15 protein-coding genes are annotated in these 12,480 nt (G+C 65.7%); 11 read left to right on the top strand and 4 right to left on the bottom strand.

Annotated elements, in window-relative coordinates:
• Nucleotides 1-2: 2 nt before the first annotated feature.
• Nucleotides 3-1,295 carry a serine--tRNA ligase gene (serS, locus tag RT513_RS01755; RefSeq protein WP_290689711.1) on the bottom strand — a complete coding sequence of 431 codons (1,293 nt, stop codon included), beginning with the start codon at nt 1,293-1,295 and terminating at the stop codon, nt 3-5.
• A gap of 287 nt (nt 1,296-1,582) precedes the next feature.
• On the opposite strand from serS, the gene yajC reads away from it, so the two are divergent.
• The 3 genes from yajC (at nt 1,583) to secF (ending at nt 4,617) form a co-directional block, all read left to right on the top strand.
• On the top strand, nt 1,583-1,915 hold the full coding sequence (gene yajC / locus RT513_RS01750) for a preprotein translocase subunit YajC (protein WP_088216191.1): 333 nt from the start codon (nt 1,583-1,585) through the stop codon (nt 1,913-1,915).
• A gap of 67 nt (nt 1,916-1,982) precedes the next feature.
• Complete coding sequence (gene secD / locus RT513_RS01745; RefSeq protein ID WP_088216190.1) at nt 1,983-3,650, top strand: protein translocase subunit SecD; 1,668 nt, start codon at nt 1,983-1,985, stop codon at nt 3,648-3,650.
• Nucleotide 3,651: 1 nt separating this feature from the next.
• On the top strand, nt 3,652-4,617 hold the full coding sequence (secF, locus tag RT513_RS01740) for a protein translocase subunit SecF (RefSeq protein WP_088216189.1): 966 nt from the start codon (nt 3,652-3,654) through the stop codon (nt 4,615-4,617).
• 3 nt (nt 4,618-4,620) lie between these two features.
• Here the strand turns inward: secF and RT513_RS01735 are convergent, their stop codons facing one another.
• A complete protein-coding gene (locus RT513_RS01735) occupies nt 4,621-5,625 on the bottom strand; it encodes an alpha/beta fold hydrolase (protein ID WP_313533456.1) in 1,005 nt (334 codons plus the stop codon).
• Between the two features lie 109 nt (nt 5,626-5,734).
• Here RT513_RS01735 and RT513_RS01730 point away from each other — a divergent pair, with 109 nt between their 5' ends.
• Genes RT513_RS01730 through RT513_RS01705 form a run of 6 tightly spaced genes read left to right on the top strand, consistent with a single transcriptional unit; the run spans nt 5,735 to nt 8,918 of the window.
• Complete coding sequence (locus tag RT513_RS01730; RefSeq protein ID WP_290689708.1) at nt 5,735-6,109, top strand: Mth938-like domain-containing protein; 375 nt, start codon at nt 5,735-5,737, stop codon at nt 6,107-6,109.
• A 60-nt stretch (nt 6,110-6,169) separates the two neighbouring features.
• Entirely contained in the window at nt 6,170-6,796 is a 627-nt protein-coding gene (ccmA, locus tag RT513_RS01725; RefSeq protein ID WP_290689706.1) for a heme ABC exporter ATP-binding protein CcmA, read from the top strand.
• Nucleotides 6,793-7,449, top strand: coding sequence for a heme exporter protein CcmB (gene ccmB / locus RT513_RS01720; protein WP_290689704.1), 657 nt, complete (start codon nt 6,793-6,795; stop codon nt 7,447-7,449). Before ccmA ends, ccmB begins: the two co-directional genes overlap by 4 nt.
• A 56-nt stretch (nt 7,450-7,505) precedes the next feature.
• Nucleotides 7,506-8,243, top strand: a complete 738-nt coding sequence (locus RT513_RS01715; RefSeq protein ID WP_088216184.1) for a heme ABC transporter permease — start codon at nt 7,506-7,508, stop codon at nt 8,241-8,243.
• Entirely contained in the window at nt 8,240-8,398 is a 159-nt protein-coding gene (gene ccmD / locus RT513_RS01710; RefSeq protein ID WP_179209232.1) for a heme exporter protein CcmD, read from the top strand. The genes RT513_RS01715 and ccmD overlap by 4 nt, the downstream gene beginning before the upstream one ends.
• Complete coding sequence (locus RT513_RS01705) at nt 8,391-8,918, top strand: DsbE family thiol:disulfide interchange protein (RefSeq protein ID WP_088216183.1); 528 nt, start codon at nt 8,391-8,393, stop codon at nt 8,916-8,918. Before ccmD ends, RT513_RS01705 begins: the two co-directional genes overlap by 8 nt.
• Here the strand turns inward: RT513_RS01705 and RT513_RS01700 are convergent.
• Complete coding sequence (locus tag RT513_RS01700) at nt 8,915-9,625, bottom strand: DUF599 domain-containing protein (protein ID WP_290689701.1); 711 nt, start codon at nt 9,623-9,625, stop codon at nt 8,915-8,917. The two genes, RT513_RS01705 and RT513_RS01700, sit on opposite strands and share 4 nt — an antisense overlap.
• A 142-nt stretch (nt 9,626-9,767) precedes the next feature.
• On the opposite strand from RT513_RS01700, the gene RT513_RS01695 reads away from it, so the two are divergent.
• Together RT513_RS01695 and RT513_RS01690 are read left to right on the top strand one after the other, a co-directional pair.
• Entirely contained in the window at nt 9,768-10,460 is a 693-nt protein-coding gene (locus RT513_RS01695; protein ID WP_290689699.1) for a serine protease, read from the top strand.
• Between the two features lie 118 nt (nt 10,461-10,578).
• Complete coding sequence (locus tag RT513_RS01690) at nt 10,579-11,061, top strand: Hsp20 family protein (RefSeq protein ID WP_088216180.1); 483 nt, start codon at nt 10,579-10,581, stop codon at nt 11,059-11,061.
• Between the two features lie 106 nt (nt 11,062-11,167).
• On the opposite strand, the gene RT513_RS01685 is transcribed toward RT513_RS01690, so the two are convergent.
• Nucleotides 11,168-12,463 carry a hemolysin family protein gene (locus RT513_RS01685; RefSeq protein ID WP_290689698.1) on the bottom strand — a complete coding sequence of 432 codons (1,296 nt, stop codon included), beginning with the start codon at nt 12,461-12,463 and terminating at the stop codon, nt 11,168-11,170.
• Nucleotides 12,464-12,480: the final 17 nt, after the last annotated feature.

Here is a 12,480-nt window from a genome sequence, read left to right as displayed (position 1 = left end):
GCTCAGACGAGCGCACCCTCCGCCGTAATCCGGGTCCGCCCGCCGAGATAGGGATGGAGTGCCGCGGGAAGCTCGACGGAGCCGTCTTCCTGCTGGCCGTTTTCCAGAACCGCGATGAGGGTCCGGCCCACCGCCAGCCCGGAGCCGTTCAGCGTATGGACGAATTCCGGCTTGCCGCCGCCTTCCGGCCGGTAGCGGGCATTCATGCGACGCGCCTGAAAATCCCCACAGACGGAGACGGAGGAGATCTCCCGATAGGTATCCTGCCCCGGCAGCCAGACTTCGAGATCGTGGGTCTTCGTCGCGCCGAACCCCATGTCGCCGGTGCAGAGCACCACCGTACGGTAGGGCAGGCCGAGCTTCTCGAGGATGCCTTCCGCACAACGCGTCATGCGGCCATGTTCGGCAAGGCTGGCGTCCGGTGTGGTGATGGAGACCATCTCCACCTTCTCGAACTGATGCTGGCGGAGCATCCCGGCCGTATCCCGCCCGGCGCTGCCGGCCTCGGAGCGGAAACACTGGGTATGGGCGACGAAGCGGCGGGGGAGGTCTGTCTGCGCGCTGATCGTATCGTTGACGATGTTGGTCAGCGTGACCTCTGCCGTCGGCACGAGCCACCAGCCCTCGCGGGTCTGGTAGCTGTCCTCGCCGAATTTCGGGAGCTGGCCGGTGCCGAACATCATCTCCTCACGCACGAGGACCGGCGTCCAGGTTTCAGTCAGCCCGTTCTCCGTCACATGCGTGTCGAGCATGAACTGTGCCAGTGCCCGCTGCAGCCGCGCCACGGCGCCCGACAACACGACAAAGCGTGCGCCCGACAGTTTGGCGGCGGTCTCGAAATCCATCCCGCCTTGCACGGCCGGAAGCTGGTAGTGCTCCTTCGGGGCGAAGTTGAACTGGCGCGGCTCCCCCCAGCGGCGGATTTCCACGTTGTCGCTCTCGTCCCGTCCCTCCGGCACGTCGGCGAGCGGCAGGTTCGGGATGGTGAGCAGCAGGTCGCGGAGACGCAGATCATCCGCGGCGGCGGCGGCCTGCATGTCGGCGACTTCGGTCTTCTTGGCGGCGACAAGGGCGCGGAGCCGCTCGAACTCCGCCTCATCCCCGCGGGCCTTGGCGGCGCCGACATGTTTGGAAGCGGCGTTCTGGGCGGCCTGCGCCTCCTCCGCCACACGGATGCGGGTGCGGCGCCCCTCGTCGATGGCGAGGATGTCGGACGACATCGGAGACAGCCCGCGCCGGGAAAGTGCGGCGTCGAAAGCGGCGGGATTGTCGCGGATGGTGCGGATGTCGTGCATGATGTCACCGGAGTTGGATCGTCCGGGCCCCGTATGCCCGACAGAGCCGAAGGGGGAAAGGCTTTTCCGCGCCGGATTCCGCTGAACGGCTGCGGGCGGTGTGCCGGGCAAGGCACGGCCCGGAAGGCTGGCCAGAGGTTGGCCAGCGGCTGGCCAGAGGTTGAAACGAACACGGATTCGCGCTGTCCCGCCGCCTTGCGCTCCAGAAACCCCGACTATAGGGTGCGCGCCAGCCTTCCGGGGGGATCTCCGGAGTGACCCAAAGGGCCAGACATCAGGAGGACCCCATGTTCGCAACTCCCGCCTTCGCGCAGGCTGCCGGTTCCGGCGGCGCAGCTTCGGCTCTGACCAGCTTCGTTCCGCTCATCCTGATCTTCGCGATCATGTATTTCCTGCTCATCCGTCCGCAGCAGAAGCGGCAGAAGGAGCACAAGGCGATGATCGAGGCGGTGAAGCGCGGCGACCAGATCCTGACCAACGGCGGCATCATCGGCAAGGTGACCCGCGTCAAGGACGACGGCGAGCTTGAAGTCGAGATCTCCGAGGGCGTGCGGGTGCGCGTTCTGCGCTCCATGGTCGCGCAGGTGCTGTCCAAGACCGAGCCGGTCGCCAACACCTGATCCCATTCACGGGCGGCGTGCCGATTGAGCGCCCGCCCGTCGATCCGTCCCTGAAGCCGAGAACCCCATGCTGCACTTCCCCCTCTGGAAGCGGATCCTGATCTGGGCGACAATCGCGATCGGTATCGCCGTCGCCCTGCCGAACGCTTTCTACGACCGGGTCGAACGTCACAACGACGCCGTCGCCCAATACGACAAGACCGGACAGGCGACCGACCCGGAGACGGTGGAGGCGCTGTCTCTCTGGCCTTCCTGGATGCCGTCGAAGATCCTGAACCTCGGGCTCGACCTCAGGGGAGGGGCGCATCTTCTCGCGGAAGTGCATCTCTCGGACGTCTATGCCGGGCGGATAGACAGCCTCTGGCCGGAAGTGCGCGACGCTCTGGTGCAGGAACGGGCGACGGTCGGTTCCGTGCGGCGGCTGACCTCGGAGCCGGGTGTGCTTCAGGTGCAGATTTCCCAGCCGGAGGGCATGCCCCGCGCGCTGGAAATCGTGCGGACCCTGTCGCGTCCCGTGACCACGCTGACAGGTGTGGGAGCGAGCGACCTCGCCATCAATGCGCAAGGCGACACGATCACCGTGCAGCTTTCGGATGCGGAGCGGCATGCCTCGGACGAGCGGACCATGGCGCAGTCGCTTGAGATCGTCCGCCGCCGCGTCGATGAGGTCGGCACCCGGGAGCCGACCATCGTGCGGCAGGGTGACGACCGTATCCTCATCCAGGTGCCGGGTCTCGGCTCTGCCGATGAGCTGAAAGGCCTGATCGGCACCACCGCGCGGCTGACCTTCAACTCCGTCGTGGGCCGCACGCAGGATCCGAATGCCAACCCCGGTCCCCGCAACAGCCTCTATGCCGCGCAGGAGGAGCCGGGCGTCTATTACATCGTCCAGACGGAGCCGGTGCTTTCCGGCGATCTGCTCACCGACGCCCAGCCCGCCTTCGACCAGAACGGTCGGCCCGCGGTGAACTTCCGCTTCAACGCGACGGGTGCCCGGGTCTTCGGGGACTATACCGCCAACCATATCGGGCAACCCTTCGCCATCGTGCTGGACGACAAGGTGATCTCCGCCCCGGTCATTCAGAGCCATATCGCGGGCGGTTCCGGCATCATCACGGGCAACTTCAGCGTCGAGGGATCGACGGAACTCGCCGTCCTGCTTCGGGCGGGGGCGCTGCCTGCGAAGATGACCTTCCTTGAGGAACGGACGATCGGGCCGGAACTCGGGCAGGATTCGATCGACGCCGGACGCCTTGCGGCGACGGTCGCGATGATCGCGGTCATGCTGTTCATGGTGGCAGGCTACGGTTTCTTCGGAATGATCGCCAACGTGGCGCTCGTCCTGAACCTGATCTTCATCATCGCCCTGATGTCGCTCATCGGTGCGACGCTGACCATGCCCGGTATCGCGGGGATCGTGCTGACCATCGGCATGGCCGTGGATGCGAACGTGCTGATCCTCGAACGGGTGCGGGAGGAACTGCGCAACGGGACACGTCCCGCGCGCGCCATCGAGCTTGGCTATGAGAAGGCGTCCTCCGCCATCATGGACGCGAACGTCACCACGCTGATGATCGCGGTCATCCTCTTCGCGCTCGGGTCCGGGCCAGTTCGCGGCTTTGCCGTAACGCTGGCGCTCGGCCTCGTCACTTCCCTGTTCACCGCGGTCTCCGTCACCCGTCTGCTCATCTCCATGTGGTATGACTGGCGCCGGCCGAAGACGCTGAAGGTCTGACATGTATCGGCTCAAGCTCGTTCCCGACAACACGAACTGGGACTTCTTCCGTTTTGCGCGCGTGGTGTTCCCGGCCTCGATGCTGGCCATGGTCATCGCCATCGCGAGCTGCTTCACGCTGGGCTTCAACTTCGGCATCGACTTTCTCGGCGGCACGACCATCCGCACCGAGGCCAGTCAACCCGTGGACATCGGCGCCTATCGCAATGCGCTGGAACCGCTGGGGTATGGCGATGTGACACTGACGCAGGTCTATGATCCGACCTTTCGGGCGGATCAGCACGTGGCGCAGATCCGCATCCAGGCGCCCGATGACGCACATATGCTGTCCTCGGAGCAGATTGCGGCGGCGGAGCGCGCCCTTCAGGCTGTTGACCCGACCATCCGTTTTCAAGCGGTGGAAACCGTCGGGCCGAAGGTCTCGGGCGAGCTGGTCTCCATGGCGCTGCTGTCTCTCGGCGCGGCGATCATCGGGATCATGTTCTACATATGGATGCGCTTTGAATGGCAGTTCGGCGTCGCGGCGGTCGCGGCGCTTGTGCATGACGCGGTCATGACAATAGGCGTCTTCTCGCTGTTCCAGATCAAGTTCGATCTGACCGTCGTCGCGGCTGTGCTGACGGTGGTGGGCTATTCGATCAACGACACGGTGGTGATCTTCGACCGGGTGCGCGAGAACCTCGTGAAATACAAGAAGCGCAGCCTCAAGGACATCGTGAACCTCTCGCTCAACGAAACGCTGAGCCGGACGATCATGACGACGATGACCACCTTCCTCGCGCTTCTCGTGCTGCTGGCGCTTGGCGGGGATGTAATCCGGGGCTTCTCCTTCGCGATGGTATTCGGGATTTTCGTTGGCTGTTATTCCACGATCTTCATCGCTTCGGTGGTGCTGATATGGCTTGGCGTCGATCGCTCGGACAAGACGGAAAAGGCCGGCAAGGACGCGGCGAAGGCCGCGCCCTGAGCCTCATTCCGCGGTCGGCGGGGCGAGACCGAAGGGTTCGTCCTCCGTCCGCGTGATGAAACGCGCCACGGCATCGGCAAGCCCGGTGGCCAGCGGCACCGAAGGGTTGGAATAGCTGGCCAGATTGGCGGCCTTGTCGCCGGGCGGAACCTCCTTCAGCACATGGTTCATACCGGGGAGCAGCAGGGTCACGGCGTCATTTCTCGCCTGCGTGAGCGTTGCGGCATCGGTCGGGTCGAGTTGCAGATCCTCCCCGCCGGAGACGATCATCAGCGGCCCGCCATAGCGCCGCGTCATCTCTCCCGGATCGTGCGAAAACAGATCGATCAGGTAGCCCTGAATCTGGGGGCCGAGCATCGGCCGGAGCGGTTCCGGGATCTGATCCTCCGGCACGCGCTGGCCGCGTTGCAGGCTGTCGATTGCTGCATCCGCAGCGCTGCGCAGGCTGTCGTCCTCCAGGCTCCGGGTCAGCTGGTCCTCCAGCACCACGGCGAGCGACCGGCCCGGTGTCGCCAGAAGGATCACGCCGCAGAAGGCGCGCTCATCGCTCGCCACCGCGCTCAGGGCAACCAGCCCGCCCTCGCTGTGGCCGATGAGCCAGGTGCAGGGCAGGCCGGTTTCCCCCGCGAGGCTGGCCGCCCAGACGATCGCGTCGCGCCCATAGGCGGCCAGCGTCACGTCATTCGGATCGGAAATCGCAGCGGCGCTTCCGAACATGCCCCGCTTGTCGGCGCGGAGCGTCGCGATACCGCGTTCCGCCAGCGCTTCGGCAAGCTGCTTGTAGGCGTCTGTGTCGAGGCCAAGCGGCCCGTTGCCGTTTCTGTCCGTCGGGCCTGAGCCGGGCAGGATCAGCGCGACCGCCTGCGGCGACTGGGGGGCCAGATATGTTCCGGCAAGGGCCCCCAGCGGTCCGGGGGCGGTCATCTCCTTTTCCGTCAGGCCATCGGCAAGCGCGGGAGAGGCGAGGGGGATAGCCGCGAGAAAAGCGGCGCGAGCGAATTGCAGCATCATGAAACCTCCGCCGGGCAAGATAGTGCCCGATGCCGTTTCGCCAACCGATACCCTGTGAAACCGGGAGGATTGGCGGTATCATGGTTGCGACACTGCGGAGGGTGAGATGCGCCTCAACGAAATCGTTTACAACGATGCGCGACCGATTGATGGCTATGGGCCGGGGTTCTTCCGCGTTGCCGGAAAGGTGCTGGAGGGGCCGGTGCTGGTTTCCGCGCAGGGTGCGGCGACCTGGGGCGGGCTGGAGGACGTGGCTCCGCTGCTCGCGCTCAAGACGAAGATCGACGTGCTGTTCATCGGCACAGGGGCGGAGGTCGCCTTCCTTCCCCGCGCGCTTCGCGAGCAACTGGAAGAGGCGGGTCTCGCGGCAGAGGCCATGGCCACGCCCGCCGCTGCCCGGACCTACAACGTGCTCCTTTCCGAAGGACGGCGGGTGGCAGTGGCGCTTCTCCCCGTGATGGCGCCGCCTGCCGGTGCGTGATCGCCGCATCCGCCACATGGGCGGCTTTTCCCGCTCTCTGGGATAGGCTATCCGGCGAGTATGACGCTTAAGGTAAGAGATCTGGCCTGCGCGCGCGGCGGGATACCGGTGCTGGAGGGGGTGAGCTTCACGCTTCCCGGCGGCGGCGCTCTTGTGCTGCGCGGCCCGAATGGCATCGGCAAGACAACGCTGTTGCGGACGCTGGCCGGATTGCAGCCGCCGCTTTCCGGCACGATTTCCGCTCCGCCCGAGGCCATCGCCTATTCCGCCCATGCGGACGGGCTGAAGGCGACGCTGACCGTAACGGAGAACCTCGCCTTCTGGGCGCGGCTGCATGGACAACGTGAGATCGGCCCGGCGATGGAGACTTTCGGCCTCGGTCCCCTGCGCGAACGTCCGGCACAGAACCTCTCGGCGGGTCAGCGGCGGCGGCTGGGCCTTGCGCGGCTGCTGGTCACGGGGCGACCGATCTGGCTGCTGGATGAGCCGACGGTTTCGCTGGACAGCGAGGGCGTGACGCTTTTCGCGGATGCGGTGCGGGCGCATCTGGCCGGCGGCGGTGCGGCGCTGATCGCGACCCATGTCGATCTGGGTCTTGGCGCGCCGCCCGTGATGGACATCGCGGCCTTCCGGGCGCGGGCCGAGGCGATGGGGGATTTCGACCTGGCCTTCGGGGATATCTCGTGATAGCGCTTCTGCTGCGGGACCTGCGGCTTGCCTTCCGCAGCGGCGGCGGCTTCGGGCTCGGGCTTGCCTTCTTCCTGATCCTTGCCGTTCTGGTGCCGCTGGGGGTCGGCCCGGAGGGGAGCACGCTGGGGCGGATCGCGCCCGGCATCATCTGGGTGGGTGCGCTGCTCTCCGCGCTGCTGTCGCTCGACCGGATTTTCGCGCTGGATCATGAGGATGGCTCGCTCGACCTCATCGCCACTGCGCCTATTCCCCTGGAGGGCGTGGTTTTCATCAAGGCGCTGGCCCACTGGCTGACGACGGGGCTGCCGCTCACCCTCATCGCGCCGCTGCTGGGGCTGCTGCTGAACCTGCCGTTGCAAGGCTATCCCTGGCTGCTGGCCTCGCTCGCGGCGGGGACGCCTGCGCTCTCGGTCATCGGGACCTTCGGCGCGGCGCTGACGGTGGGCTTGAAGCGGGGCGGGTTGCTTTTGTCCCTGCTGGTGCTGCCGCTCTACGTCCCGACGCTGGTCTATGGGGCAGAGGTGGTGCGCCGGGGGGCGGAGGGATTTTCGCTTGCCACGCCGTTCCTTCTGCTCGGCGGCATCACGGCGGGGGTGCTGGCGCTTTTGCCCTTCGCGACGGCCGCGGCAATTCGTATCAACCTCAGGTGACTGTGCGGGACGCCCAAAACCATGCTAGACCCATGACGACACAGGAGCAGAACAGGATGCGCGCGACCTCGCTCTGGGAATATGCCAATCCCGTCCGTTTCATGCAGACTTCCGCCCGGCTGCTGCCGTGGTGCGTCGGGCTGACGGTGGTCTGTCTGGCTGTCGGGCTTGTCTGGGGCTTCTTCCTGACGCCGGACGATTATCGCCAGGGCTCCACGGTGAAGATCATCTTCCTGCACGTGCCCGCAGCACTCATGGCGATCAACGCCTGGCTGATGATGCTGGTCGCGTCGCTGATATGGCTCATCCGGCGGCATCACGTTTCCGCGCTGGCGGCGCGGGCAGCGGCGCCGGTGGGCATGGTCATGACCCTGATCGCGCTGTTCACCGGGGCGGTCTGGGGCCAGCCGATGTGGGGAACGTGGTGGGCCTGGGATCCGCGGTTGACCTCCTTCCTCATCCTCTTTCTGTTCTACCTCGGCTATATCGCGCTTTGGCAGGCGGTCGAGGATACGGATACCGCGGCCGACCTGACTTCGGTGCTCTGCCTTGTCGGTTCGGTGTTTGCCGTGCTGTCGCGCTATGCGGTGAACTTCTGGAGCCAGGGGCTGCATCAGGGCGCCTCGCTCAGCCTCGACCGCAAGGAGAATGTGGACAACGCCTTCTGGATACCTCTCGTCATCTGCATGGCGGGCTTCGCGTTGCTGTTCCTGACGTTGGTGCTGATACGGACGCGGACGGAGATCCGGGCCCGCCGCCTCAAGGCGCTGGAGCTGCGGGAGCGGATGGCATGATGCCGGATCTCGGGAAATACGCGGCTTCCGTGCTGTCGGCCTATGGCGTGACCTTCGTGCTCCTCGCGGGAACGGTGGCCCTGACGCTGCTTCGCGGCGCGAAGGTGAAGCGGCGGCTGGAGGAAGCGGAAGAAAGGCGGCGCGGTCGTGGCTAGAATATCTCCCCTCGTCCTGATTCCGCCGGTGGCCTTTGCGGGGCTGGCTGCCCTGTTCTTCTTCGGCATGGGCCGGGATGATACATTGCCCTCCACCCTCGTGGGTCGTGAGGCCCCCGCCATCGCGGTAACCCCGCTGGGGAAGGATGCAGGCTTCGACACGGCGGTGCTCAAGACGCCGGGGGTGAAGCTTGTCAACTTCTGGGCAAGCTGGTGCGCCCCCTGCCGCGCCGAACATCCCATGCTGGAGAAGCTCGCCGCCGAGGGGGTGCCGATCTACGGCATCAACTACAAGGACGATCCGGCAAAGGCGCTGGCCTTCCTTCAGGAGCTGGGCGACCCCTTCCACGCCATCGGTGCGGATGCCTCCGGCCGCATGGCGCTGAACTGGGGGGTGTACGGCGTGCCGGAAACCTATGTGATCGACAGTGCGGGCAAGGTCGTCATGCGCTTTGCCGGGCCGATCACCGCGGGGGAACTGGACCGGACGCTTCGTCCCGCCATTCAGGGCGCGCGCTAGATCCGCATCGTCTGGATCCCCGCGAGCAGCACCTCCCGCGAATAGGAGCCGTATTCCCGCCGCCAGATCACGGCAAGGGTGATGATGGTGCTCACCATCAGCGCCAGCGGCCCGCCCAGCCAGCCAAGCGCTGCCAGCGCGAAATAGATGGAGCGAAGCCCCCGGTTGAAGCCGCGTGCCGCACGGATGTTGATCTCCGCCGCCTGATCCGCGATCACCGTGGCCTTGGGGTCGTCGGGATCGTTCGGAACCGCTCCCATCAGGATGGTGCAATAGCCAAAGAGCCTGTGCGCCCAGAGGAATTTCAGAAACGCGTTGGTCACGAAAAGCAGGACCAGCAGCATCTTCACCTCCCATACCACGGGGGTGAGTTCGCCAAGCGTCAGGTCTTCCGCCACATTGCCCACCCGCTCCCGGTTGCCGATGAGCGCGAGGCCGCCACCAATGGCGATCATCCAGGCGGAGGCGAGGAAGGATGTGCCTTGCCGCAGGCTCGCCATGACATTCGCATCGAACAGGCGCGGGGTGCGGGTGACGAACTGCCGCATCCATTCGCGGCGGTAGTGTTCCATCAGGGTCGCGACGGACAGGCGGGGAGCGTCCGTCCGTTCGATCAGGTAACCGCTGACCAGCCAGACCAGCAGCAGCAGGCCGACGGCAATGGCATCGGCGAATGTGAACGGAGTGAATGTGAAGATATGCTGCATCGAACCTGACCTTTGCCGAACAGTCTCACGCCTCTCGGCGCGGGGCCAGAGCGCATGCGGCACGGATGTGGCTTGTTGCGTGGAGTGATGTAGAATTCCCCGGCGAGGGCCATTTCGCGACATCCTGAAACCGGAGCCTGTCATGGCGAAATCTGCCCGTCTCCCACGCCTGATTGCCGGGGCGGTGATGCTTTCGGCGATGCTTTCGGGCGCGTCTTCCGCAGGCGCTGTGGATTGGCCAGCCGTCGGTCGTCTCGATTCGGGCAGGAGCGTCTGCAGCGCCGTGCTTATCGCGCCAGATCGCGTGCTGACAGCGGCGCATTGCGTGAGCCTTCCCGACGGGGCACCGTTTCCTGCGGAGAACATCGTCTTTCGCGCCGGCCGCTCGCAGGGCACGGAGGTGGCGCAGTCTGTGGCGCGGCGCGTCGTGCTCCATCCCGATTATCTGCCGGGGGCGGAGGCGCGCAGCCGTCTTGCCTCGGATATCGCGCTGGTCGAGTTGCTGACACCCCTTCAGGTGCAGCCGATACAGCTTGAGCAGGCGTTATTGCCGCCGGAAGAGCTGACCGCCATCACCTATTCCCGCCAACGGCCGGAGGAGCCTCCGCAGGTGTTGTCCTGCCCGCTGCTCAGGCGGAGCCTTGGCGCGTTGCTGATCGACTGTGGTGTCACGGGCGGGGCCTCGGGGGCGCCCTTGATCGCGGGGTCGCTCGGGGCAGGGCGGCTCGTCGGCATCGTCGTGGCGCGGGGCGAGGCAGAGGGCCGGGGCATCGCTTTCGCCGTCCCCGTCGCCGATGCGCTTCCCACGCTGGAGAACGCCGCCCGAACCCCTTGAAACGCCACTGTCGCTTTCCCAGATCAGTGTCACCGGGATGCCCAACAAGGGGCCCGGTTAACCGCGCCTTGCCCTGCCCGGGAAGGCAGCCAAGACATCGCTCAATGGAGGATGATCCATGCGAACCTTTGATCTCGCCCCGCTCTATCGTGCAACCGTGGGTTTTGACCGTATCGCCGACCTGATGGACAGGGTTCTGGCGGCCGACGTTCAGCCCGGTTACCCCCCCTACAATATCGAAAAGACCGCCGAAAACGGCTACCGTATCTCCATCGCCGTCGCCGGCTTCTCGCCCGAGGAAATGTCGGTCGAGATGCGCGACAACGCGCTTATCGTCAGCGCCCGCAAGGTGAAGGAAGATGGCGAACGCAGCTTCCTGCATCGCGGTATCGCGACGCGCGCGTTTGAGCGCCGTTTCGCCCTTGCCGATCACGTGCGTGTCTCGGGCGCGACCCATGCCGACGGCATGCTGCACATCGACCTGGTGCGGGAAGTTCCCGAAACGCTGAAACCGCGCAAGATCGAGATTACCTCGACGCTGTCCGCGCCGAATGCCATCGAGGCCAAGGAAGCGGAAGGCGAAGGTCAGGCCGCCGCCTGATATTCCTTGAGGGCCAAGTTTTCGGGGGGCGCGCATCTTGCGCGCCCTTTCCGTTTCAGCCGCCTGTGTTGCGCAGACCAGACTGAAGATCGATCCGCCTGCGGGGTCAGCCCTCGTCGGCAGACTGCTCGGGCGGGATGACCAGCACCTTGTCGATCCGCCGTTCATCGAGATCGACCACTTCGAACTTCCACCCGTGCCGCTCGAACGTGTCTCCCAGCGCGGGCATGCGCTGCAACTCGTCCAGCACCAGACCCGCCACGGTGGCGTAGTCGGCATCGGGCTTGCGCGGATAACCCAGCCGGTCGGAGAATTCGTCCACGGACATCCAGCCCGCGATGAGGTAGCTGCCGTCGTCGCGCAGAAACAGGGCAGGCTCGCCCGTCTCATCCTCATCGAAAACGCCAGCGATGGCCTCCAGCACGTCGCCGGTGGTCACGATCCCCTCGAACTCGCCGTATTCGTCGAAGATCAGCGCGATGTGCGGTGGCGAGCGGCGGAGCACTTCGACGACATCCAGCGCTTTCGCGCGATCGGACACCACGGGGACTTCCCGCATGAGATTGGCCACGCTGAACGGGCGGTCCGTCGTCCGCGCCTCGAACACGTCGCGGGAAAAGATCACCCCCGGCACGTCATTCGTCGTCTTGTCCCGCACTGGCAGTTTGGAGAAGCGCGATTTGTGGAGCGTCGCAAGCACTTCCTCCTCCGTCGCGTCGAGATCGACCATTTCCACGTCCCGGCGCGGCGTCATCAGCCCGCGTGCGTTGCGGTCGGCCAAGCGCATGACGCCGGAAAGCATGGCCGATTCGCCCGTTTCGATGACGCCCGCGGACTGGGCCTCCGAAAGGACGGTGCGGACCTCCTCCTCCGTGACCTTGGACTCCTCGCTATCCGTCTGGCCGAGCAGCCGGAGAACGGTGCGGCCGGACAGGTCGAGAAACCAGACGAGCGGAGACGCGATCTTCGCCAGAACGGCCATGAGCGGCGCCACGCGCGACGCGACGTTCTCCGGGTTCCGAAGCGCGATCTGCTTGGGCACCAGCTCCCCGATGATGAGGGACAGGTAGGTGATCGTCACCACCACGATCAGCACGCCGAGCGCGTCGGCGCTCGCTGGTGAAAGCCCATGCGTGCGGAGCCATTCGGAGAACCGTCCGCCCAGCGTGGCCCCGGAAAACGCCCCTGACAGCACGCCGACCAAGGTGATGCCGATCTGAACCGCAGACAGGAAGCGGCCCGGATTTTCAGAGAGATTGAGCGCGATTTTCGCCCCGCGGCTGCCCTTGTCGGCCAGCGTGCGAAGGCGTGCAGGTCGAGACGAGACGATGGCCAGCTCCGCCATCGCCAGCACGCCGTTCACCAGAATGAGGACGAGAACAATGAATAGTTCAAGGAACAAGGGGGTGGCCTTTCCTG

Origin of the sequence: Haematobacter sp., from assembly GCF_032102465.1 — a bacterium.
Classification (GTDB): Bacteria; Pseudomonadota; Alphaproteobacteria; order Rhodobacterales; family Rhodobacteraceae; genus Haematobacter.
Note: the sequence above shows the minus strand (reverse complement) of the source record. Positions and strands in the feature narration are given on the sequence as shown.

Coding starts and splice junctions, on each gene's coding strand:
- secD (WP_088216190.1), top strand. CDS start 1,983: ATGCTGCACTTCCCCCTCTGGAAGCGGATCCTGATCTGGGCGACAATC.
- ccmA (WP_290689706.1), top strand. CDS start 6,170: ATGACGCTTAAGGTAAGAGATCTGGCCTGCGCGCGCGGCGGGATACCG.
- RT513_RS01715 (WP_088216184.1), top strand. CDS start 7,506: ATGCGCGCGACCTCGCTCTGGGAATATGCCAATCCCGTCCGTTTCATG.
- ccmD (WP_179209232.1), top strand. CDS start 8,240: ATGATGCCGGATCTCGGGAAATACGCGGCTTCCGTGCTGTCGGCCTAT.
- yajC (WP_088216191.1), top strand. CDS start 1,583: ATGTTCGCAACTCCCGCCTTCGCGCAGGCTGCCGGTTCCGGCGGCGCA.
- RT513_RS01695 (WP_290689699.1), top strand. CDS start 9,768: ATGGCGAAATCTGCCCGTCTCCCACGCCTGATTGCCGGGGCGGTGATG.
- secF (WP_088216189.1), top strand. CDS start 3,652: ATGTATCGGCTCAAGCTCGTTCCCGACAACACGAACTGGGACTTCTTC.
- RT513_RS01735 (WP_313533456.1), bottom strand. CDS start 5,625: ATGCTGCAATTCGCTCGCGCCGCTTTTCTCGCGGCTATCCCCCTCGCC.
- serS (WP_290689711.1), bottom strand. CDS start 1,295: ATGCACGACATCCGCACCATCCGCGACAATCCCGCCGCTTTCGACGCC.
- RT513_RS01730 (WP_290689708.1), top strand. CDS start 5,735: ATGCGCCTCAACGAAATCGTTTACAACGATGCGCGACCGATTGATGGC.
- RT513_RS01690 (WP_088216180.1), top strand. CDS start 10,579: ATGCGAACCTTTGATCTCGCCCCGCTCTATCGTGCAACCGTGGGTTTT.
- RT513_RS01700 (WP_290689701.1), bottom strand. CDS start 9,625: ATGCAGCATATCTTCACATTCACTCCGTTCACATTCGCCGATGCCATT.